The sequence below is a fragment of the Bacillus thuringiensis genome (genome assembly GCF_001455345.1).
In the GTDB taxonomy this organism is placed as follows: Bacteria; Bacillota; Bacilli; order Bacillales; family Bacillaceae_G; genus Bacillus_A; species Bacillus_A thuringiensis_N.
In genome coordinates this window covers 3,650,492-3,673,895 of the sequence record NZ_CP013274.1, presented here as the reverse complement: position 1 = coordinate 3,673,895, position 23,404 = coordinate 3,650,492, and the positions used below count along the sequence as shown (strand labels likewise).

Genomic DNA, 23,404 nt, shown 5'->3' with positions numbered 1-23,404 from the left:
TTGATGTGATGAAAATATTTCAAAAAATGTGTGCGTCAACTGTAATCATTACAACACTTTTAGGAATAGGAGGCAATGTCAATAGTGTACATGCTGATTCTACAGAACAGCAGAGTAAATTAGGAATAGAACAAGAAACAGATAAGCAAATCATTGTAAAATTTAAAGCGGATTTGGATTTGCCATATGAAGATGGTATTGAAAAACAAATACAATCTCAAACGAATGATAAAGTAATAAAAAATCTTTTGGCAGAATACCCAGATGTAACATTTACTCGTTTATTCACATCTGTAAGCCCGAAGCAAATACAAAACCTTGAAGTGAAAGCACCTAATCATATATCTACAAGTTTATTAAACTACTATATTCTTCAAACTCAAAATAGTGGGCATGAAGAAGAACTAGTAGATAAGTTAAAGACATCTTCTTTAATAGAAGATGTCTATATGAAGAAACAAGAAAAAATAACACCACCGGAGGTACAACCATTAAGTGTATCTTTTAATCCGAATAACAACCCTAGATATGAAAAACAAGGTTATCTTGAAGCAGCACCATACGGTATTAATGCGCCTTTCGCCTGGGGAGTTCAAGGTGGTAAGGGAAGCGATGTCACCTTTGTTGATATGGAATATGGATGGTTATTAAATCATGAGGATTTAGTACATCAAAATATTGAATTAATGTCTGGAAGAAATATAGATCAGCATGTCGGTCATGGGACGTCTGTACTAGGAATTGTATCCTCTGAGGACAATAAAGTTGGGAATATTGGGATTGCGCCAAAAGCGAAAGCAAAGGTTATCTCTCAAATAAGAGATAACGGACAGTATAATACAGCTGATGCAATATTAAGTGCTGTAAATCAGTTAGAAGCTGGGGATGTTTTATTGTTAGAGGCACAAGCATCTTTCGATGGATATGGTGATAAATATTTACCTGTTGAAGTACAACCAGATATCTTTGATGCGATTCGTGCTGGTACAGATAAAGGTGTTGTCATTGTAGAAGCTGGAGCAAATGGTTGGAATGATTTAGATCAATTTAAAGATAGAAATGGTAAACAAATTTTAAATCGTAATAGTAAAGATTTTAAAGATTCAGGTGCAATTATGGTAGGAGCGGGCTCTTCATCTTTCCCTCATGAGCGTATGTGGTTTTCGAATTATGGAAGCCGTATTGATGTCTATGGTTGGGGAGAAAACGTAGATACAACTACAGCTGAGCAAAGTCGAAGTGCTATAAATCTTTATACACCTAGCTTTAGTGGCACGTCGAGTGCTTCGCCTATTATTGCCGGAGCAGCGACTTTAGTACAAAGCATTGCGAAAGAAAATTTAGGACAACCATATAGACCGAGTGAACTAAGAGCGATATTAAGCAACCAGAACACAGGAACAAAATCTAAAGATCCATATGCAGATAAAATTGGTGTTTTACCAGATTTGAAGTCTATACTAGTTAACTTAGGCTATGAACAAAGAAAACCAAACGGTGGGAATGAGTTACAAGTAATAGAAAATGAACCAAATAATGAGCCTAGACAGGCAAATAAAGTTAACTTTCATACACCGGTGAAAGGAACGCTACATAATAGTGATAGAGTAGATGTATTTACTTTCCAAATTGACTCGCCGGAAAATATTAATATATCTCTACTAAATGAACAAAATATCGGAATGACATGGGTACTTCATCATGAATCAGATTTAAATAACTATGTAGCATATGGTGAAAATGAAGGGAATGTAGTGAAAGGAACTTATAATGCAAAGCCAGGTAAATATTATTTATACGTCTATAAATATGAGAATAAAGATGGTTCATATATATTGAACATAAAATAAGCAAAAGGAACTTCAGATGAAGTTCCTTTGAATTTTTCTAATTTAGTATATGTGAATGATTTTTCAACTTTACTTCTATGCAATATTTCATATTGATGAAATGTTATTTATTTTTTATGAACTAGCTTATATTATATTCAATAAGTTTGATATAAAAACGGAAAAAGAGAGGGATAATAATGAGCAATAAGAAGTTACTTTTGAAATTATTCATATGTAGTACAATATTTATCACATTTGTATTTGCTTTACATGATAAGAGAGTCGTTGCGGCTAGCTCTGTTAATGAGCTTGAAAATTGGTCAAAGTGGATGCAACCTATACCTGATAATATCCCGTTAGCACGAATTTCAATTCCAGGAACACATGATAGTGGAACGTTCAAGTTGCAAAATCCGATTAAGCAAGTATGGGGAATGACGCAAGAATATGATTTTCGCTACCAAATGGATCATGGAGCTAGAATTTTTGATATAAGAGGACGTTTAACAGATGATAATACGATAGTTCTTCATCATGGGCCATTATATCTTTATGTAACCCTGCACGAATTCATAAACGAAGCGAAACAATTTCTAAAAGATAATCCAAGTGAAACGATTATTATGTCTTTAAAAAAAGAGTATGAGGATATGAAAGGGGCAGAAGGTTCATTTAGTAATGTGTTTGAAAAAAAATATTTTGTTGATCCTATCTTTTTAAAAACAGAAGGAAATATAAAATTGGGAGATGCTCGTGGGAAAATTGTACTACTAAAAAGATATGGTGGTAGTAATGAATCTGGAGGATATAATAATTTTTATTGGCCAGATAATGAGACCTTTACGACAACTGTAAATCAAAATGTAAATGTAACAGTACAAGATAAATATAAAGTGAGTTATGATGAGAAAGTAAAATCTATTAAAGATACGATCAATGAAACGATGAATAATAGTGAGGATTTGCATCATCTATATATTAATTTTACAAGTTTGTCTTCTGGTGGTACAGCATGGAATAGTCCATATTACTACGCCTCTTACATAAATCCTGAAATTGCAAACTATATAAAACAAAAGAATCCTACAAGAGTAGGTTGGATCATTCAAGATTATATAAATGAAAAGTGGTCACCATTGCTGTATCAAGAAGTTATAAGAGCGAATGAGTCACTTATAAAAGAATAAAGATGATGAGAGTAAGAAGCGATAAAATACGTCGCTTCTTTTTGTTTTCCAAAAACCAACATTGGATATCATACTTTCGTGATAGAAAAAAATAAAAACATACGATATAATCATACATATAAAATTTGTACCCATAAATTTTATATGTATGAATGAATTTTATTTGTTGTAATGAAATGGAGGTATATACTATGAAGTTTTCACATGATTTTTTATTCGGAGCTGCTTCAGCTTCTTACCAAGTAGAAGGTGCATGGAATGAAGATGGAAAAGGTGTTACGAATTGGGATGAGTTTTCAAAAATTCCTGGCAAAACATACAATGGAACAAATGGTGATGTAGCTGTTGATCATTATCATCGATATAAGGAAGATGTTCGTTTAATGGCTGAAATGGGGTTAGAATCGTACCGTTTTTCTATTTCTTGGGCGAGAATATTGCCGACTGGAGATGGAGAGGTGAATGAAAAAGGAATCGAATTTTATAACAACTTAATTGATGAATGTTTAAAATATGGGATTGTACCGTTTGTCACTTTATATCATTGGGATTTACCATTAGCGTTAGAAAAAGATGGTGGATGGACGAATAAACGAACAGCAGAAGCTTTCGTGAAATACGCAGAAATTTGTTTTAAGGCATTTGGTGATAGAGTTAAACATTGGATTACTTTTAATGAGACAGTAATGTTTTGTGGATTAGGTTATTTAAAAGGTGCACATCCACCAGGAATACAAAATGATGTTCCAAAGTATTTTCAAGCGACGCATTATGTATTTTATGCGCATGCGAAAACAGTTGCGGTGTACAAACAGCTGAAACAATATGGGGAAATTGGTATTACTCATGTTTTCTTACCTGCTTATAGTGTGGATGGTCAAAAAGAAAATATACTGGCAGCAAAGCATGCGAATGAATATGAAACGTATTGGTATTATGATCCAGTTTTAAAAGGTGAGTATCCGTCTTATGTTGTACAACAATTAAAGAAAAAAGGATGGACTCCTAATTGGACGGTTGAAGAATTAGAAATCATTAAACAAAATGCTGAAAAGAATGATTTTATTGGCTTAAATTATTATCAACCAATACGAGTAGAAAGATACGATATGGATATAAATGGTGGGGAGCATTCTCGAGAAAACTCAACACTTGCTCCAGGTAATCCTTCTTTTGATGGTTTTTATCGAACAGTTAAAATGGATGATAAAACATATACGAAATGGGGATGGGAAATATCTCCCGAAGGTTTCTTAGATGGATTGCATATGTTGAAAGAGCGTTACGGTGATATAAAGATGTATGTAACGGAAAATGGACTTGGTGATGAAGATCCGATCATTGATGGAGAAATTGTAGATGTTCCGAGAATTAAATTTATTGAAGAGCATTTAAAAGTAATAAAGCGTGCAATTGAAGAGGGGATTAATTTAAAAGGTTATTATGCATGGTCAGTAATTGACCTTTTAAGTTGGTTAAATGGATACAAAAAGCAATATGGCTTTATTTTTGTCGATCATAATGATAACTTAAAACGTAAGAAGAAACTTTCGTTTCATTGGTATAAACATGTGATCGAAACGAGAGGAGAAGAGTTATAATAGATAAAAGAGTATTTTAGGAGAAAGTGTATGAGTGCAAAGTATAAACAGATTGCAGATGTGTTAGAGCAAAACATTCGAGATGGGTTTTTTAATGAAACGAAAAAACTACCTACAGAAGAAGCGTTGATGAATCGATTTGAAGTAAGCCGTAATACGATACGTAAAGTAATTAGTCAGCTTGTGAATAGAGGTTATATTTTTCAAGTACAAGGTAGTGGTATGTTTTTACGCGAAACTTCTGTAACAGATTACATTAATTTAGGAAGTTTACGTGGATTAACGAAGAATCTTGTTTCACAAAATATTGAAACGAAAGTGTTAGGGCTGGAAGTAATAGATGCGGACGAAGAGATAGCAAAGCGGATGCAATGCGAAGCTGGAACTAGGTTGTATTTTTTGAAGCGCTTAAGAATTGTAGATGCTAAGCCATTCTCTATTGAAGTAAGTTATTTCAAAAAGGATATTATTCCATATTTGAACGAAGAAATAGCATTAAGCTCTGTATACAGTTATTTCATTGAAGATTTACGATTAAATATTGGTTTTGCTGATAAAGTTATTAGTTGTGAAAAAGCAAATAAAGAAAATGCACAGCTTTTAGAATTAAATGAAGGTGATCCGGCGCTTCTTATTGAAAATACAGTTTGTCTTGTAAACGGGACAATTTTCGAATTATCCCAATCGATGTTTCATTATGAAAAGGCCAAACTTTTAAATCGGATCAATTTCAAGTGAAAAATGAATATAATTAACTTTGCGAAAAAGCAACCGATCATAAGTGATCAGTTGCTTTTTATTTTCAAAGTGGATGAGCAAAAAAACATAAAAGTGGTTGGTCCGTTTTCTACAAACATCCATTATGATAAGAGAAGAAAGGTAGTATATTATCAAAGTTTTAAAGAGGAAGTTCTTTATTAAAATAGATTGTCTTTAGAGAGGTGAAAATACAATGGTTTTTGCAATTTCACTAGTGGTTATTATTGTAATTGGATCGCTGTTTGGGACCGTGCTAGTTGCACGAAATGTGGAGGAGAATTACGGCAAGTCCACAAAGAGAAATGTGAAAAATTTATCAACTATTTATATTCTCCTACTTTTCGTACTACTTGTTGGGGTAACGTGGTATGCGGTAGTGATTTAATAGTTTTGAAAGAAAAAAATTATTATTGTATATGATGGAGGAGTATGATTTTGATAAAAAATGAACGCCACGTTTTAATTGTTTTTCCCCACCCAGATGATGAGTCATATTGCGTGGCAGGTACAATTTTAGCTTATGCGCAGCGAAAGGTTCCTCTAACTTATGTTTGCTTAACGTTAGGTGAAATGGGGAGAGCGATGGGAAATCCTCCTTTTGCAACACGTGAATCATTATATGCTATAAGAGAGAAAGAACTAAAGAGGGCTACAAATATTTTAGGTATTAAAGATTTACGTATGATGGGATATCGTGATAAAACTCTTGAATTTGAAACTCCTGGAGAGTTAAGACGTGTAATACAAAAATGTGTGGAAGAAGTGAATCCTTCGTTGGTCATTTCTTTTTATCCTGGATATGCAGTTCATCCAGATCATGATGCAACAGGAGAAGCGGTGGCTGAGGCGTTAGCTACTATTCCGGCAAATAAAAGGCCAACATTTTATGCGGTAGCTTTTTCAAATAATCATGAAGCGGAAATAGGTCCGCCACATTTTAAAAATGAAGTGAAAGAATATGTTCCAAAAAAGCTAGAAGCATTGCAAGCACATGCATCACAATTTGCGACTAAAGTAACGGAACTAAAAAGAGAGTATGAAGATGGTGTACCGGAAACAGTCGAGTGGTTAGAAAGAGAACCGTTTTGGATATATCCATTCAAAGATAAGAATAAGTGATGCTACAGCTAAAGGTGATGAATATGTATTTTGAATATAAGAATCGAAAGGTTTTTTACAATATAGAAGGATCGGGTCCTGTCATATTGTTTTTACACGGCCTTGGAGGAAACGCAAATAATTGGTTATATCAAAGGCAATATTTCAAGAAAAAATGGACAGTGATCTCACTTGATTTACCAGGGCATGGGAAATCTGAAGGGCTGGAAATTCCTTTTAAAGACTACCTAAATGTTTTGTATGAGTTATGCAATTATTTAAAGTTTAAAAAAATAGTCATTTGTGGTCTTTCAAAGGGAGCTAGAGTCGGTATCGATTTTGCTACTCAATATCCAGACTTTGTTTCTAGCTTAATTGTTGTAAATGCATTTCCCTATTTGGAGCCTGAAGATCGAAAAAAACGACTTGAAGTATATGATTTACTTAGCTTACATGATAACGGAAAAACATGGGCGGATACATTGTTGAAGGCAATGGGGGTAGCCAGTAATGAAGTGATTGTCAGGGGGTTTTATCAATCTTTACAGTCTATTCATCCGGGTCATATTCAAATGTTATTTGCTAAATTAGTTGATTATGATCAAAGACCGTTTCTTTCAAATATTTCATGTCCTGTTTTAATTATAAGAGGGAGATATGATGATTTTGTGCCAGAAAAATATGTAAGAGAGTTTGAAAAATATATAAAAAATACAACTTTCATTGAGTTTAAAAATAGCGGGCACTTACCTTATTTAGAGCAGCCAATTAGCTTTAATGTTACGGTAGAAACATTTTTAAATCATGCGCTTAATTAATACTATTGTTACAGTGAATACTGTTATTAGTGAGTAAAGTATAGTTAGTTTTGAGAGGAGGCAACAGGGTGGAATGGAAACCAAATCGTGCAGATAAAACGCCTGTATATAAACAAATAGCGGATTATATTGAAAGGGGTATTTCTTCAGGTGAGTTTCCTTCTGATAGCAAGTTACCTTCTGAGCGGATGTTAGCAAAAGAGTTACAGGTGAACCGGAGTACAATAGTAGCTGCATATGAAGAATTAAAATCACTTGGAGTAGTAGAACGGCAAAAAGGAAGCGGAACAAGGGTGAATACAGACATATGGGGTGTTTCACATAAACGAATACCGAACTGGGGTAGGTACGTTGAGGATGGATCGTTCTTACCTAATGTACCACTCGTTCAACAAATTAGAACAGAAACACAAAAAGATGACTTAATTAATTTAGCGAGTGGTGAATTGTCACCAGAATTAATTCCGAGTGATAGATTCCGAACGATTTTGTCGGAGAAAACATTTATGGAAAACCTCGGTTATGACCATCCACTTGGAAATGAAATGTTGAGAAAAACAATTGCAGCACATGTTCAGCAATATAAACAAATTGAAGCGGATTCAAGTTCGATCCTTATTACATCAGGAGCACAGCAGGCACTTAATCTTATCGTTCAATGCTTATTAAAGCCTGGAGATGCGATTGCAATTGAGGATCCCTCCTATTGTTTCTCACTTCCCATGTTTAAATCTGCAGGGTTAAAAATATTCCATTTACCTGTTGATCAGCATGGAATGGATCCAGATGACTTAATTGAGTTGCATAAAAAGCATCGTATTCGTATGGTATTTTTAAATCCAGATTATCAAAATCCAACTGGAACTGTGCTTTCATTAGCGAGACGTAAAAAGATTTTAGAACTGTCTTCTGAATTTGGGATACCAATTGTAGAAGATGATCCGTATAGTTTAACTTCATTTAATGGAGAAGTGAATCCAACATTAAAATCAATGGATCAAAACGGGAATGTTCTTTATATAAGTTCATTATCAAAAGTTGTTGCATCAGGATTACGTATTGGATGGGTAATTGGTCCTACGCGTGTAATAGAGCGTTTAGCAGATGCAAAGCAACAAGTTGATTTTGGTCATAGTGTATTTACGCAGTGGGTAGCGAATCAATTTTTAGAATCAGAGGATTTTCATACGCACATTACGATGCTGCGTGGACAATTGAAGCAAAGAAGAGATGTATTAATTGCAAAGCTTGACGAAATATTGGGAGACCGAGTTGAATGTTTCGTTCCAGAGGGTGGAATACATGTATGGTGCAAGGTGAAGGGAACGTTTGATGAATACCACTTGTTAGGTGAATCTATACGAAATGGTGTTGCATTTGTTCCGGGAAGTGTTTTAGGCTCTAAAAATGAATATATCCGATTTACGTTTGGGAGAGCGAATATAGAACAAATTCAATTTGGAATTGCACGGTTTGCTGATACGTTAAATGAGATTTCATAATATGAATGTGAGATAGTGAAAAGAGGGAAAAAAATGAAGTACGTGACACTTTTACTTCAAGTAGGCGTGCTGTATATATTTAGCTTAGTTGGTCTATGGATTCAGGAAGTATTTCAACTATCGATGCCAGGAAGTTTAATAGGGATGTTAATATTGTTCTTGCTCCTTTCTACTCGGATTTTGCCATTAAGATGGTTTGAGTTAGGTGCGGAGAAATTGATTGTATTTTTACCGTTATTTCTCATTCCTTCGACAACAGGTCTGATGGAATACGGGTCTTTTCTTTTCAGTAAGGGGAGTATTATATTCATGTTAGTAGTTGCAAGTACGGTAGTAACTTTGATTATTTCAGGGTATATAAGTCAATTATTAGTAACATCAAAAAAATAAAATCGACAAGGTGCACGATGCAAATGGTCTTCATTATTATTACTGTAGTAATGTATGTATTGGCGACAAAGTTATATAAAAAATTTACGTTTCCATTTATGTTACCGGTGTTAACAGTTACGGCAATTATGATTTGTTTATTTCTGATTTTTGATATTTCTCATCATGAGTATAGGGAAAATGGTGGAGATATTCTTTCTAGTTTATTGAGTCCTGCAATTGTAGCATTAGCGATACCTTTATTTAAAGAGCGAAGAATACTAATGAAAAACTTTTTTTCGATACTTATCGGTGTAGCGGTAGGCATAGTGGCTTTAACGAGTATGAATGTAGTGATTGGTGAGATGTTAAATATAGATAAGGAACTCATATTAACAACACTCCCACAATTAGCGACGATGCCTATTGCTATTTCATTAGCGGATCAAATTGGTGGTATTCCATCTATGACTTCTAGTTTTGTAGTTGTTGCAGGAATCACAGGTGCTATTATCGGACCAACAGTACTTAAGTTTTTCCGTATAACGAGCACGATTGGAAAAGGAGTGGGAATGGGTTGCGCCTCACATATTATCGGTGTGAGCCGTCTCGTGAAGGAAGGCGAGAAAGAAGCGACGATCGGTTCGGTGACGATGATTGTAACCGGAATACTTATTAGTATAGTCATACCGTATGGAACGAAATTTATATTTTAAAATGTAATGGAGATGATGAAAATGACAACATGGTTTATAGTTACATTATTTATTTTTGGAGCTATCAAAGTATTAGTTTCTAGTATGCCCACTTCTGTTGTAGAATCAATTATTAGTAGATTTGAATTGCATCAAAAGCTTGAAGAAGAGAATACCTCTATATCGATAGATGGAAAAAATATAGAGGGAGAGACGAAACTTCAAGTTATTCATGAATTTAATGAGGCTCTATTTTTAGATAAACATTATTTTCCACCACGCGGGGAAGGAACACCAATCGTTATTAACACGAAGAAAGGGAATAAAGAGATTAGGTTTTCTCTGTATAGCCATGAGGAACATGTTGATGTAATAAAGCAATATAAAAAGAAAATCGTTGCCTATCGTTTACGTTCAAAAAGTCTTCAAAACCCTACATCATTAATGGTAACCGAAGATTATGCTTAAGAAGAGATCTATAAGGATCTCTCAGACTGCAAACAAACTATTTTTTGAGAGTGCAGATGCTAAAAAATAATTTGTCTCTTGCTTTATAGAAAATTTATCCAACAACATTTATACGTAATGTTTTCTATGCTACAATTTACTACAAGTGAGGAAGGAAGGTGTCTTATGAAAATATCCGTCTATGTTGCAAGTGCATTTAGCAAGGATCATAAAGGTGGAAATAAAGCAGGAGTGGTATTTATTGAGAATACATTAACCACTACTCAAAAAATGGCAATAGCCAAACAACTGGGCTATGCGGAAACCGCATTTATATCAGAATCTGAAATTGCTGATTATAAATTTGAGTATTTTACACCAAAAGAAGAAGTTGATTTATGTGGTCATGCCACAATTGGCTCTTTCGCGATACTGATGCATTTAAATAAACTTTTCAGGAATCGCTATACGATTGAAACGAACAGCGGTGTTCTTACTATTACCGTAAAAGATGACATCATATTCATGGAACAAAACAAACCGATATTCTATGATGTTGTATCTCCAAACGAGTTCATCGACTGTTTTGACATGAAAGCTATAGATAATACATATCCAATTCAAATTGTTTCCACGGGTTTAAAAGATATTTTAATTCCTATAAAAAGCGAAACACAATTACATACACTGCAACCTAATTTTGAAAAAATTAAAGAAATCAGCAAGTATTATAATGTTGTCGGAATGCATCTATATACTTTTAATGACAATCGAATTATATGCAGAAATTTTGCTCCACTATACGATATCAATGAAGAAGCAGCGACTGGAACTTCAAACGGTGCATTAGCTTGCTACCTTTATGAACAGCATAACTTGCAAAAAGAAGTCTATGTATTTGAACAAGGTTATTCTTTACAATCGCCTTCCGAAATATTAGTTAAATTGGCAACCAATAGCAACAATAAGATAGAAAAAGTTTATGTTGGCGGCAAAGGCTATTACTGTGAAACTAAGTATTTAAATGTAGAAAATATTGAGTGAAAATAAAAAAACACCGAAAGAGATCTATAAGGATCTCTTTATTTTTGTATGAAATCATATACTTTCCAAATAAAAGAAAAGAAAATCATATAGCCAAATAAAGAATATGTATGATTCCAATCCAAGCTATGAATAAAGAAACCGAATCTTTCAGCAATCTGTTCAAAAATGCTAGCACAAATACCTATTAAAATAATAAAAAGAATTCTAGAAACTGCAGATAATGTTTTTGAAATTTGTATGAAAATCGTTGTTGAAATCGGTAGTACAAACAAAGTAAAACCAATGTTAACTGAAAATATGGATGAGAATGGTCTAACCGGAAAGGAATATGTTTGTTTCGCAACAAAAAAAGCATCTAAGCAAGTTCCGATAATAGAAGAGAGTAAGATTGTAATGACTAATGCGAAAAGGTTATTCGTCTTCTCGAAGGAGAACATTTTTCTTTGCAAGAATGGCAAGTTCAATTTTTTCGAGTGTTTTACAGTAGTCTTCTGTAATTTGTCCATTTATATTTTCCTCCTTATCCACTAAGTAATTTACGACTTGCCAGTCCGTAAACCAATCTTCACTGTCAACTTCTTCATGCTCTATATTTCGCCATGCATAGATGAGTGCAGGGCTGTATATACGATAAGCGCCATTACGCAACTGGCATTTCTTTATTCGGCGTTTATAAAACTCACGGGAAAAAGATTCATTCACACTTGAAAATAGATGAGGCCAGTAATCTTTCCTTGATCCTGTATGAGGATGGTGTTGGGCCCAGCTTATTACTTGAGATAAAACATGTGTATCCCGAAATAATAATGAATACAACCTTTTTCCAATTAAGATCCGTTCATGTAAGGAAGTGAAATGTTTCATTGTATCACCAAATAGTAATACTTTTTCTTTCTTATCATTTGCGTAGAATGGGAAAAGGATATGATTAAACTGAAAGAAATCAAATAGTTTAAATCCAATACTATTTAGTACAGTCTTTTTAAAGTGTACATTTTGAATCACTCTTTTTTCTAAGTAGTTTTGTTCATTAATAATAGTTGCAATTGCTAATGTTTTTTTATTGCCTGTTTTCCAAAAATCGTTCCACATCGTTTCCATAAATGTAGAAACATTTAGGTGAGGGAGAAGGTGAAATAGTTTTTGTGATCTTTTTACACTTTGTTCATAAAGCAGAAATTGAGGATATACATCCTGAAAAATAAGCCAATTCCCTATTTCTAAAAAAGAAAAAAATGTGATTTGATCTTTCTCTGATAAAATTTTCGTATATAAATCGCCCTTTAAATCAGTCATATTCCAACCGCCGTTACGTGAAACCATATGCCCAAGTAGTGCCCAATGTATTTCTGGATATTGAACGTAAAATTGGTAGTATGCACGTGTTCTTGTAACATTATTTTTATTTAGCTGTTCTGTCTGCATTTTTATGTTGTTGATAATGAGCTGCTCTTCTTTCGTTAATTTATACATTGTGCCAGAATGAATGAGGTTGCTTTTTTGTTTCAATTCATTTTTTACATCAAATAGGAAGAGAGGCAGTGCTTTGGAAGGTCCGTTATATGTATGATTTGAATTACTTCGGTACATTCCGTTACCTCCCTTTTTCATAAATTTAAACATGACTATTGGCTATGAATCATTCTATTTATTTTATTACGAGTATAAGAAATAAATGAGCGGTGTTTTTGACAGGGAATTTAGTTATCATGCAAACAGTATAAAAAGTCTTACTGTTGTAAGGTGAAATGAAAAAACGAAACTATATTTAATAGTTTCGTTTTTTTTATTTTGTCAATTAAATGTAACAAACGACAATAATGTAAATAAAAAACAAAAGGAAAGAAGATATCTTCTTTCCTTTTTACTATAGTTGTTCAAATTCATTAGTACTTATCCAGATTGGCTATGTACTATGGGTGAATCCCGATTTCTAATAGCTCAGTAAATGCATTAGTATGGATAGGTTTACTATAATAATAACCTTGAATAAACTGACATTTATTTTTTTGAAGGAAATTTACGTGCTCTTTCGTTTCTACACCTTCAGCAATGACAGACATTCCTAATGTATTTGCTAATGTGATGATCGTTTTAATAATTTCCATTCCATCGTCACATGTTTCAGACATTGTAATAAATTCTCTTGGGATTTTTAACGTATCGATTGGATATAAAGGTAAGTAAGCTAGTGAAGAATAGCCTGTACCAAAGTCGTCGATTGAAATGTGAATCCCTAAACTTTTTAGTGTACGCAATTTTATCAATGTTTCTCGCTCATCCATCATTGCAATTCGCTCTGTTAACTCAAGATCGAGAGAACTTGCTGGTAAACCTGTATTTGCTAAAGTAGAAGAAATAGACTTTACAAAATCCTCTTGTTCAAATTCTTTAGCAGATAAATTTACACCTATTTTTAAATGTGAATATCCGAGTACGTGCCAACGTTTCATTTGCGCACAAGCCTGCTCTAATGTCCATTTTCCTATTGGAATAATTTGTAGTGTTTCTTCTGCAATCGGAATAAACTCGTATGGAGAAATAACGCCTAATTCAGGATGATTCCACCTGATTAGAGCTTCTGCACCGATAATTTTATTAGATTCACTATCAACTTGAGGTTGATACAAAAGGAACAATTCTTCATTTTGTATTGCATTTGATAAATCTTTTTCTAATCGTAATCGTCTTTCAATTTTTTTAGCGATTACATCGTCATAAATAGAGACAGCGTTAAGCTCTTTTGTCTTTGCATCATACATTGCAACATTAGCGTTTTTCAAAAGTGTAGCGGTATCGATTCCGGAGTGTGGATAAATAGCGATACCGATACTCAGTGATAAAGTTAATGTATGCTCATATATGACAAACGGCTTTTCTATGCTTTTAAATAATTGGTTACATAATTCGAATAAGGCATCTTCGTCAGTATAATTTTCAATTAAGATTGTAAACTCATCACCACCGATTCTTGACAGATGAGTATGTGATGGAAGACATGATTGGAATCGCTTTGCAACTTCTTCTAATATGTAATCTCCTGCCGAATGTCCAAGTGTATCGTTGATTGCTTTAAAGCGATCTAAGTCTAAATATAATAATGCAAATTCGCTTTCTGTTTTTTCAGCACTTTTTATAACCTTTTTTAATTTCTTATGGAAAAAGGCACGGTTCCCAATTTTCGTTACAGTATCATGGAATGCTAAATATTTTATTTCTTCTTGCTGTTTTTTTAGTGCAGTAATATCTTTCACCATAATGTAGCTTCCTGAAATTTGACCGTCTATCATAATAGGAACGATGGTAACGTATAAAAAATAAGTAAAGCCATCTTTATATTGAGAACGTAGTTGTAAGGATGCCGATTCTTGTTGTTTCACTTTTTCTAATGCTGATGCTAGTTTATGTTTATCTTCATCTAAAATAATCGAAAAACAAGTTTCACCAAGTAACTCGTCTGTTGGTGCTCCAAGTAGTATACTTCCAGCTTTATTTACATTTAAGAATACGCCATTTAAATCAATTGTAAAAATAGGATCAGGGTGATATTCATATAATGATTTGAATTTTTGTTGCTTTTGAGATAGAGCCTCAGATTTATGAACTAAATCTGAAGTCCGTAAAGTAACTTTTTCTTCTAATTGGGCATTAAATACCTGTAAACGTTTGGTTAGGGAATCATTTTGCATACGTATAATAGAATGACGAATGAGTACGAAAATAAAAGTAATACAATTTCCCGTAATGAGAGTTGAAGACGATGTTTGTTCTTTTAACGTAAATCCGATTAGTATTGCAACGGCAAGATAGGGAAATACAACTAGAGTCTTTTTTCCTATTATAGGGTTAACAATGAAATAATTTTTATGGCTATTATGATCTTCTGAAATAGATCCAGCTATTGCAATAAGTAATATAGGTATTCTATATAAAAGACGTAATAATGTTATTGTTTCTGTTGATAAATGGTTATTTAGGTAAAAATAAATATAGTTAAAAGTTGCAGAACTTATTAATACAAAAATAAAGATGTAAATTTTCCGTTTGGAATTAAAAATTGTTGGACGGAAAAAGAGACTTACACCTAGTAGAAGAAATAATAAATCTGCAATTGGATATAGAAATGAAAGGAAAACATCTCCTAGTGAAAGAGAGAATATATTTAAATTTGGTTGATTAAATAAATACCACTCCAATGTGAATATGGAAGTAAGTATTATGCATATATCACAAATAAAGAACGCTTTTTCCCATTTATCGCATTCTTTTAAGATTTTATAGCAGAAAGCGATAAGACAGAAGAGTAGAAAAAACATGTAAAATACATCAGAAATAGTAAACCGATGTATTGGAATTTCGAAGAAGCTATCTTGATATGTATATACTATTTTCCCTAATAAAAAACTACCAATTGCTATTGTGATACATATCCAAAACGGATTTGAACTGACTTTTTTAGAATATATAGAGTAAATGAGTGACACAAATGTAATAGCTTCAACAATAAGTGAAGCGAAGCGTACATCTGAATTTGAAAAATGAGTGGGGAACAGATAGAAAAACATAAAATAGATTGAATAACATATTAATGTTCCAATTAATATACATAGTTGTAAATTTTTATTTAATTTCAATAAAATCACCTTCTTTAATTATGCACTATATTCGTAATATCTATACATAATAATATTATTTAAGAATTGTATCAGATTTCCTTATAAAAATCATGCGTATAAGGAAAGTGATAAAGAGTTTAATACTTCTTAAAATTGAAAAAGTATTGTGTTTGATAGTATGTATTACATCAAGATTTTAAATGGAAATGGTATATTTAGTCATCCTTTGAATATTAACGGTTTTTTAGTGGTTCGCAAGTGAATATGCATAATTGCATAAAGATACTACATTCAATTTTATATAAAATGTTTTTGTTATAAAGTATGAACTAAACTTTAGTATGCATCTATTCTCATACTAATGAGGGATTTCAAAAAGACGTTACGTATATACAATAATACGTAAGCATGTATGAAATCTTTAGTATGGGAGGAAAAGCATGAAGAATTGGGTGAAGTTTCGAATCGCACGTCCAACTGATCAGTTTGAAGAGGTTACAACATTTTATGAAAAAGGATTAGGTTTAAAACGTATAGGTGAATTCTACGATCATGAAGGTTATGATGGGGTCATGTTTGGACTCCCAGATGAAGAGTATCATTTAGAATTTACAAGACATATAGATGGAAGTCCTTGTCCAGCTCCGACAAAAGATAATTTACTTGTATTTTATATGCGTGAAGATAGTGAAATGAAAAAAGTGAGTAAAAGGCTGCATGGATTGGGATATGATGAAGTCGAACCAGAGAATCCATATTGGAAAGATAAGGGGGTAACGATAGAGGATCCAGATGGCTGGAGAATCGTGTTAATGAAAATAGAAGAATAGAGGATAACGAAACTAATAAGAACAAGGTTTCAAATTATGATAGGGTAAAAATAGAGCAGCTTCCTTCTAGGAAATAAAAATAGAAGGAAGCTTTTTGTTTGTAGTCTGAAAATTTAAATTTGACAATCAATTGTAAGGGATGTAAATTGAGAACGTGTATTCTTACAGAATAGATAGCGTTTCGATTAAATAGGGAGGACTTTTTATGTTATTTCGAATTGAGGATGCAGAAATATACTATGAAATTGTTGGAGAAGGAAAACCAGTCATTATCATACATGGCTGTGCTCCTGACCATAGGTTAATGATGGAATGTATGGAATCATTATTTCAGAAGTATGAAGGTTATAAGCGAATATATATTGATTTACCTGGAATGGGAAAATCTAATGCTCCAGATTGGATAAATAGTTCAGATCGTGTAGTAGAAGTGCTTATCACATTTATTGAAGAAATCATTTCTACTGAAGAATTTTTATTGGTAGGAGAGTCATATGGAGGCTATTTAGCCAGAGGAATACTCACAAAGTTGTTTGAAAGAGTTAATGGATTATTATTAGTATGTCCTGTTGTTGTAGCGGAGCCAGAAAAAAGGATCCTTCCAGATAAACAAGTAATTTTACAAGATAAGGAATTTTTAAATAAGCTCACTTCTACGGAAAGAGAAGCATTTTGTGAGTTAGCAGTGATAGCAAATGAATATACATATAAGCGATTTCAAGAGGAAATTAAGCCAGGACTAGATATTGCTAATTATGAATTTATTGAAAGATTGCAAAAGAATTACTCTCTTACTATGGATTTTTACCGTAAGAAATATGAGAAACCTGTTCTTTTATTAGCTGGAAGACAAGATATATCGGTAGGTTATCAAGATATTATAGAAATTATTGAGGATTACCCAAGAGCGACATTAGCGGTGTTAGATATGGCAGGGCATAATTTGCAAATTGAGCAGCCTGAATTATTTGAGAGTTTAGTAGGAGAATGGATTAGACGAACAAATCAGCACATTTTATAAAGTATTTTAGTATTACAATTACGTCTAAGTGTTGAAATGGATAAATGAACGTGATTTATTAACTTATAAACAATTTTAAGGAGAAATTATGAGCACATATATTTATATGGTTAGACATGGTGAATCACCAAAACTAGAAGGAAATGAAAGAATGCGTGGGTTAACTGAGAAGGGACATATGGATAGCAGTAGAGTAACTGACATATTAAAAGCGGAGAGGATTAATGCTTTTATTTCCAGTCCTTATAATCGGGCTATGTTAACGATAGAAGGGGCAGCTAAATTCTATGAAAAAGAAATAGTAGTATATGAAAATCTCAAAGAGTGTAGGTTTGCAAGTGAAGACCGGATTATATCAGATAAAGAAGTGTATCCACTTGTAAAGAAGATGTTCTCTAATCCGGACTTTGCACGAACGGAAGGAGAGTCATATGCAGATTGCCAAAGAAGGGTAGTGAGAGTATTAAAAGAAATCTTAATGGATTTTCAAGGACACAAAATTGTAATTGGTACACATGGGCTTGTCATGACATTAATGATGAACTATTTTGATAAACAATATGGTTTTGAATTTTTAATGAATACGTCAAAACCGGATATATATAAGATGGAGTTTAAAGAAGAACAATTAATGAATGTAGAGAGATTATGGAAAGCTGAATAAAACTAGTTGCATGGATTTTGTTGTAAAAGTTACTTTTATAGCAAAGTCTTTTTTATTTCAATAGAAAGCATCTTTATCAACTATTTTTAGAATCTTAAATTAATAAGTAATTATTCAGTTTCTGAATAATGTAATTAGAAGTTGGATTAAGGAAACAATTTTAAATGTGACAAAATTCCAAACGATGGATTTATATTCAATTGGAGAAAAAGATGTAGAATTTTGTCTTACGGTCCCCGTTTACTTTTCATTTCATTACATATAGGCTTTGTGGTGTAAAGGGGAAAATCATCTACCTTTACACAAAATCTATAAGGGGGACATTGTGATGAAAAAGATTAAAAAGTTTGCGGGAGTAGCTTTAGCGGGAACGATTGGATTAAGTGGACTACTGTTTTTAGAACCAAGTGTAAGCGCTGCGGAATCACAGCAAGTGAAAGAGGGAAATTTCAATGCAATTGATGTATCGATGAATCTAAATGAATTATATGTATTAAGTGGCAGAAGCATTGATGTTCTTTCTGGAGATAAAGAAGCAATTCAGCTAAATAAATACACAATTCGTTTTAGTAAACCAGGGAAGTATGTGATTAAAGTAAATGGCTGTATTTATGACGATGTATATACTTTTATTGTGAATGAGTAGTATATATTCTTAAATTATGAAATAAAAAAGAAACACCCTATTTGCGGTGAGAATCGTAAATAGGGTGTTTGATTTGTATTAAGTTGTAATTTAAATATGTTCACTAACTTTATCTTTGTTTTGTAAAGTATGTAAAAGTGTTTGAAACACCTTAAATGATTGCTGAAAGATTGGACTTTGAATAAAAGTGTATAGAAAAGTTACGATAAAAACAGGACCACCGAGCATAAATCCAATAACTAGTACAATACATTCTACAATGATCCGAGCACGGCTAATAGATAGACCTGTTTTGTCGGAAATAGTAAGCATAAATCCATCACGAGGTCCAGCACCAATTCCAGCCGCCACATACATCCCTCCACCGATACCTGTAATGGCAATACCAGAAAATAAAATGAGTAAGTTTATCCATAAATAATCACTAGCGTTTGGAAGAATATTTGATTGTAAGAAAAAGTCCATAATAGGACCGATAAGTAGTGCATTTAAAAATGTTCCCACATTTATATATTTTCGATCTACTAGTAAAGAAATGAGAACGAGACACAACCCACATATGACACTCCACGTACCAATAGTCCATCCAAACCTTTGGTAGAGAGCCATATTTAAAACTTCCCAAGGATGTAAACCAAGAAATTTTACTTTGACTGCAAGAGCATTTCCAAGCCCAAAGAAAATTAACCCTAAGAAAAAAAGAAAATAGCGAAAGAGGGCTAGCCTCATCTTTCATACCTCCCATATTTATAATTATGTATGTTACATGTTAAAGTTTAAATGTACAAATATTATGTCTTTTTTTATTTGTTGTAAATCATTAAAAATGTGGATGGAATATAGACCTTTACAGTCAAAAAAGTTAAAATATTTCGTCTCAAGGATTATAATAGAGAAAGAAATATAAAAGGGAGTGAATGAATTTGAAACAAGAACTTATTGAAAGATTTACGAGATATGTAAAGATTGATACGCAATCAAATGAAGATAGTCATACAGTGCCAACAACACTAGGACAAATTGAGTTTGGTAAGTTATTAGTTGAAGAGTTAAAAGAAATTGGGTTAACAGAAGTAACGATGGACGATAACGGGTATGTAATGGCAACACTTCCGGCTAATACGGATAAGGATGTTCCTGTAATCGGCTTTTTAGCACATTTAGATACAGCAACAGATTTTACAGGGAAAAATGTAAAACCACAAATTCATGAAAACTTTGACGGGAACGCAATTACGTTAAATAAAGAGCTAAATGTTGTGTTAACACCAGAACAGTTCCCAGAGTTACCATCTTATAAAGGGCATACCATTATTACAACTGATGGTACGACACTTCTTGGAGCAGATGATAAGGCTGGTCTGACTGAAATTATGGTTGCAATGAATTATTTAATACATAATCCGCAAATTAAGCATGGAAAAATTAGAGTTGCGTTTACGCCGGATGAAGAAATTGGCCGTGGCCCAGCCCATTTTGATGTAGAAGCCTTTGGCGCATCATTTGCTTATACGATGGACGGCGGTCCATTAGGTGGTTTAGAGTATGAAAGCTTTAATGCTGCAGGCGCTAAGTTAACGTTTAACGGAACGAATACACATCCTGGAACAGCGAAAAATAAAATGCGTAACGCAACTAAACTTGCGATGGAGTTTAATAGCTATTTACCGGTAGAAGAGGCACCAGAATATACAGAGGGTTATGAAGGATTCTATCATTTACTTTCTTTAAATGGTGATGTTGAGCAAAGTAAAGCGTATTATATTATTCGAGATTTTGATCGTGAAAACTTTGAATCGCGTAAACATAACGTTGAAAATATTGTGAAGCAAATGCAAGAGAAATATGGACAAGATGCGGTCGTTTTAGAAATGAATGATCAATACTATAACATGCTTGAAAAAATCGAACCAGTGAGAGAAATTGTTGATATTGCATATGAGGCAATGAAAAGTTTAAATATCGAACCAAATATTCATCCGATTCGCGGTGGAACAGATGGATCACAATTATCGTATATGGGATTACCAACCCCAAATATTTTCACAGGTGGTGAAAACTATCACGGTAAATTTGAGTATGTTTCGGTAGATGTTATGGAAAAAGCGGTTCAAGTTATTATAGAAATTGCAAGACGATTTGAAGAACAAGCTTAAAAAAGAACCAAGTAGTGCAAACACGCTACTTGGTTTTTTAGTATAATACTCGCCACAAATAAAAAGTTGCGTAAGATTCCCAGTTGATCCAATTTGCCGCAAAATATTTTATTTCCTGTTTAGTCGGTTTACTTTCGGAACCTCTTATGCATTTAATTGCATTGTGCAAGCCGACATCGTCAATGGGAAAAGCGGAAGGAAATCGTAAACAGCGCATTAAAACATAGTTGGCAGTCCACGGTCCTATACCATGTATAGCAGTTAATTGTTTTTCAGCGATTTTTATATTTTTTATTTGTAGTAAAGATTCTTTTGATAGTTTTCCTTCTGTAATAAGCTTTGCAATACCGATTAAATATTCACACTTTCGAGTCGTCATTTTTAAATTTTTGAGATCTTCTACGTGTAAATTGGCAATCGTTTCAGGAGAAGGGAATATCCAATGTTTTCTATCGTTCCATTCTACATAACTTCCAAATGTCTCGACTAATCTTCTTTTTAGCGTATAAGCATATGTGAGGTTAATTTGTTGACCGATAATTCCCCAGGAAAGTGCTTCAAATAAGTCTGGAATACCTAAAGTACGAAGTCCATAATATTGTTCAATTGGTCCTTGAAGGAGTACATCATGTTTAGCCAATGTATAAAAGGGAGCTAAATCAGTAGTTAAATCAAACCACTCGTTCACATAGTTAGCTATAGCTTCGTGTATCGATTCTTCAGATGTATATAATTCTTCTAAAAAACGTATTTGAATATTTCCATCTATATTCATACTAATTTCAACTAAAGGATTTACATCGTGAACAGGGATAACTTTATAAATTTTGTTATCTTCAATGTGGAACATACATTCATTGTTAGAACGTGATAAATAGCGTAAATTTTCTTGGAAACTAAATTCTGTTGGAACTGCTAAAATTAATGCGCTAGTATAGTTTGCTGTCATATGCATTCTACCTGCGACTTTTCTAATGTAAGCAACGCTTTCTTCATTTCTAACCCACCTCTAAAGCCGGTTAGTTTACCATTCTTTCCAATAACACGATGGCAAGGAATTGTAATAAGAAGAGGGTTGGCAGCAATAGCGGTAGCAACAGCACGCACAGCAGTAGGCTTTTTTATTGTTTCGGCAATTTTTGAATAAGAATATGTCTCCCCATAAGGAATTTCACGTACCGTATTCCAAACAGATAATTGAAAATTAGTTCCGTAAGCATCGATAGGGAATGTAAAAGCTTCTCGCTGGATCTCTAAATACTCGATAATTTCTTTCGTATATGTTTGTAGATAATCGGAATTACAGGTCAAAATATGTTGGGGCAATTTTTTTCTAGCCCATATATTTAATTCTTCAAAGGTTTCGTCTTGTGATCCAATGAAACATAGTCCAGTTTCAGTTGAAGCAATATAAAATTTCCAATTTTTATGTGTAAGTAGCGTCCAATATATATAATTATTTTTGTAGGAATTCATTATTGTATCCCTCTTTCATTTCGTTCTTTTTTCGATATTCAGTAGGAGTAAATCCGATTTTCTTTTTAAATAAAGTTGCGAAATACTCTGGGTTTTCTATCCCGACAGCAGTACTAATTTCTTTAATGGATTGATTGGTTTGTAAAAGGTGTTCTGCCGCTTTAACAATTCTGAACTGCTGTATATATTCTATTGGACTTATTCCTGTCATTTTTTTGAAAGTACGTTGTAAATGAAAGGGGCTACCATGGCACATTTCCGCAAGTATGTCGAGAGTTAATAATTCATCAAAGTGTTTTTCGATATAATCTTTAATTTGTTCTACCCACTCTTCATTAGGTAAAGTGAGCCCATTCGGTTTACAACGTTTGCACGGGCGAAAGTTTTCACTTAATGCGTGCTCTGCATGATGAAAAATTCGTACATTGTTTTTATTCGGTATTCTTGATTTGCAGGATGGCCTGCAAAAGATTCCAGTTGATTTCACAGCATAAAAGAACTTGCCATCATAGGAAGAATCATTATGAATAATTGCTTGCCAACGCTCATTTGTTAACGTAACTCCTTCATTGTGCAAAGAACATCACCTCTGAAATTAGTATAACCTGAATAAAGTGCGTATGTATGTATTCATAAATGT

At 33.2% G+C, this 23,404-nt stretch carries 24 protein-coding genes; 17 read left to right on the top strand and 7 right to left on the bottom strand.

The window, feature by feature from the left end; genetic code table 11:
- Positions 1–8 precede the first annotated feature (8 nt).
- The 12 genes from ATN06_RS19030 to ATN06_RS18970 all read left to right on the top strand — a co-directional run bounded on the left by ATN06_RS19030 (position 9) and on the right by ATN06_RS18970 (position 11,352).
- On the top strand, positions 9–1,850 hold the full coding sequence (locus ATN06_RS19030) for a S8 family peptidase (RefSeq protein ID WP_060631931.1): 1,842 nt from the start codon (positions 9–11) through the stop codon (positions 1,848–1,850).
- A 179-nt stretch (positions 1,851–2,029) separates the two neighbouring features.
- The gene (gene plcA / locus ATN06_RS19025; RefSeq protein ID WP_060631930.1) at positions 2,030–3,019 is read left to right on the top strand and encodes a phosphatidylinositol diacylglycerol-lyase; all 990 of its coding nucleotides are present in this window, start codon (positions 2,030–2,032) and stop codon (positions 3,017–3,019) included.
- A gap of 191 nt (positions 3,020–3,210) precedes the next feature.
- Positions 3,211–4,620 carry a glycoside hydrolase family 1 protein gene (locus ATN06_RS19020; RefSeq protein WP_001976622.1) on the top strand — a complete coding sequence of 470 codons (1,410 nt, stop codon included), beginning with the start codon at positions 3,211–3,213 and terminating at the stop codon, positions 4,618–4,620.
- Between the two features lie 30 nt (positions 4,621–4,650).
- Positions 4,651–5,358, top strand: a complete 708-nt coding sequence (locus ATN06_RS19015; RefSeq protein WP_060631929.1) for a GntR family transcriptional regulator — start codon at positions 4,651–4,653, stop codon at positions 5,356–5,358.
- Between the two features lie 214 nt (positions 5,359–5,572).
- Complete coding sequence (locus tag ATN06_RS19005) at positions 5,573–5,764, top strand: hypothetical protein (RefSeq protein ID WP_000230688.1); 192 nt, start codon at positions 5,573–5,575, stop codon at positions 5,762–5,764.
- 53 nt (positions 5,765–5,817) lie between these two features.
- Complete coding sequence (gene bshB2, locus ATN06_RS19000) at positions 5,818–6,498, top strand: bacillithiol biosynthesis deacetylase BshB2 (RefSeq protein WP_060633174.1); 681 nt, start codon at positions 5,818–5,820, stop codon at positions 6,496–6,498.
- Positions 6,499–6,521: 23 nt separating this feature from the next.
- Positions 6,522–7,295, top strand: a complete 774-nt coding sequence (locus tag ATN06_RS18995; RefSeq protein WP_060631927.1) for an alpha/beta fold hydrolase — start codon at positions 6,522–6,524, stop codon at positions 7,293–7,295.
- A 68-nt stretch (positions 7,296–7,363) separates the two neighbouring features.
- Positions 7,364–8,797: a MocR-like pyridoxine biosynthesis transcription factor PdxR gene (locus ATN06_RS18990; protein WP_060631926.1), complete on the top strand. Its 1,434-nt coding sequence runs from the start codon at positions 7,364–7,366 to the stop codon at positions 8,795–8,797.
- Positions 8,798–8,830: 33 nt separating this feature from the next.
- Positions 8,831–9,187 carry a CidA/LrgA family holin-like protein gene (locus ATN06_RS18985; RefSeq protein ID WP_060631925.1) on the top strand — a complete coding sequence of 119 codons (357 nt, stop codon included), beginning with the start codon at positions 8,831–8,833 and terminating at the stop codon, positions 9,185–9,187.
- Between the two features lie 23 nt (positions 9,188–9,210).
- Positions 9,211–9,882 carry an LrgB family protein gene (locus ATN06_RS18980; protein WP_060631924.1) on the top strand — a complete coding sequence of 224 codons (672 nt, stop codon included), beginning with the start codon at positions 9,211–9,213 and terminating at the stop codon, positions 9,880–9,882.
- Positions 9,883–9,903: 21 nt separating this feature from the next.
- Positions 9,904–10,329: a YfmQ family protein gene (locus tag ATN06_RS18975; protein ID WP_060631923.1), complete on the top strand. Its 426-nt coding sequence runs from the start codon at positions 9,904–9,906 to the stop codon at positions 10,327–10,329.
- 165 nt (positions 10,330–10,494) lie between these two features.
- On the top strand, positions 10,495–11,352 hold the full coding sequence (locus ATN06_RS18970; protein WP_060631922.1) for a PhzF family phenazine biosynthesis protein: 858 nt from the start codon (positions 10,495–10,497) through the stop codon (positions 11,350–11,352).
- Between the two features lie 38 nt (positions 11,353–11,390).
- Here ATN06_RS18970 and ATN06_RS18965 read toward each other — a convergent pair whose 3' ends face one another.
- The 3 genes from ATN06_RS18965 to ATN06_RS18955 form a co-directional block, all read right to left on the bottom strand.
- Positions 11,391–11,861 (bottom strand): CBO0543 family protein, encoded by a 471-nt coding sequence (locus ATN06_RS18965; protein ID WP_060631921.1) that lies wholly within the window; start codon positions 11,859–11,861, stop codon positions 11,391–11,393.
- Positions 11,767–12,945, bottom strand: a complete 1,179-nt coding sequence (locus ATN06_RS18960) for a DUF2515 domain-containing protein (protein WP_060631920.1) — start codon at positions 12,943–12,945, stop codon at positions 11,767–11,769. Before ATN06_RS18960 ends, ATN06_RS18965 begins: the two co-directional genes overlap by 95 nt.
- Positions 12,946–13,268: 323 nt before the next feature.
- On the bottom strand, positions 13,269–15,989 hold the full coding sequence (locus ATN06_RS18955) for a putative bifunctional diguanylate cyclase/phosphodiesterase (protein WP_060631919.1): 2,721 nt from the start codon (positions 15,987–15,989) through the stop codon (positions 13,269–13,271).
- A 422-nt stretch (positions 15,990–16,411) separates the two neighbouring features.
- On the opposite strand from ATN06_RS18955, the gene ATN06_RS18950 reads away from it, so the two are divergent.
- From ATN06_RS18950 to ATN06_RS18935, 4 genes are all read left to right on the top strand, one after another.
- Positions 16,412–16,801 (top strand): VOC family protein, encoded by a 390-nt coding sequence (locus ATN06_RS18950; RefSeq protein WP_060631918.1) that lies wholly within the window; start codon positions 16,412–16,414, stop codon positions 16,799–16,801.
- 205 nt (positions 16,802–17,006) lie between these two features.
- Positions 17,007–17,822, top strand: a complete 816-nt coding sequence (locus ATN06_RS18945; protein ID WP_060631917.1) for an alpha/beta fold hydrolase — start codon at positions 17,007–17,009, stop codon at positions 17,820–17,822.
- Positions 17,823–17,910: 88 nt separating this feature from the next.
- Positions 17,911–18,486 carry a histidine phosphatase family protein gene (locus tag ATN06_RS18940; protein WP_060631916.1) on the top strand — a complete coding sequence of 192 codons (576 nt, stop codon included), beginning with the start codon at positions 17,911–17,913 and terminating at the stop codon, positions 18,484–18,486.
- Positions 18,487–18,814: 328 nt separating this feature from the next.
- Complete coding sequence (locus tag ATN06_RS18935; protein ID WP_060631915.1) at positions 18,815–19,132, top strand: hypothetical protein; 318 nt, start codon at positions 18,815–18,817, stop codon at positions 19,130–19,132.
- Between the two features lie 90 nt (positions 19,133–19,222).
- Here the strand turns inward: ATN06_RS18935 and ATN06_RS18930 are convergent, their stop codons facing one another.
- Positions 19,223–19,861: a YczE/YyaS/YitT family protein gene (locus tag ATN06_RS18930; RefSeq protein WP_060631914.1), complete on the bottom strand. Its 639-nt coding sequence runs from the start codon at positions 19,859–19,861 to the stop codon at positions 19,223–19,225.
- Positions 19,862–20,055: 194 nt separating this feature from the next.
- Here ATN06_RS18930 and pepT point away from each other — a divergent pair, with 194 nt between their 5' ends.
- The gene (gene pepT / locus ATN06_RS18925; protein ID WP_060631913.1) at positions 20,056–21,288 is read left to right on the top strand and encodes a peptidase T; all 1,233 of its coding nucleotides are present in this window, start codon (positions 20,056–20,058) and stop codon (positions 21,286–21,288) included.
- Between the two features lie 37 nt (positions 21,289–21,325).
- Here pepT and ATN06_RS18920 read toward each other — a convergent pair whose 3' ends face one another.
- The 3 genes from ATN06_RS18920 to adaA are packed head-to-tail and all read right to left on the bottom strand — an operon-like array spanning position 21,326 to position 23,341.
- The gene (locus ATN06_RS18920) at positions 21,326–22,237 is read right to left on the bottom strand and encodes a DNA-3-methyladenine glycosylase family protein (protein ID WP_060631912.1); all 912 of its coding nucleotides are present in this window, start codon (positions 22,235–22,237) and stop codon (positions 21,326–21,328) included.
- Positions 22,234–22,764, bottom strand: a complete 531-nt coding sequence (locus ATN06_RS18915) for a methylated-DNA--[protein]-cysteine S-methyltransferase (RefSeq protein ID WP_060631911.1) — start codon at positions 22,762–22,764, stop codon at positions 22,234–22,236. Before ATN06_RS18915 ends, ATN06_RS18920 begins: the two co-directional genes overlap by 4 nt.
- Complete coding sequence (gene adaA, locus ATN06_RS18910) at positions 22,745–23,341, bottom strand: bifunctional transcriptional activator/DNA repair enzyme AdaA (protein WP_060631910.1); 597 nt, start codon at positions 23,339–23,341, stop codon at positions 22,745–22,747. The genes ATN06_RS18915 and adaA overlap by 20 nt, the downstream gene beginning before the upstream one ends.
- Between the last annotated feature and the right edge of the window lie 63 nt (positions 23,342–23,404).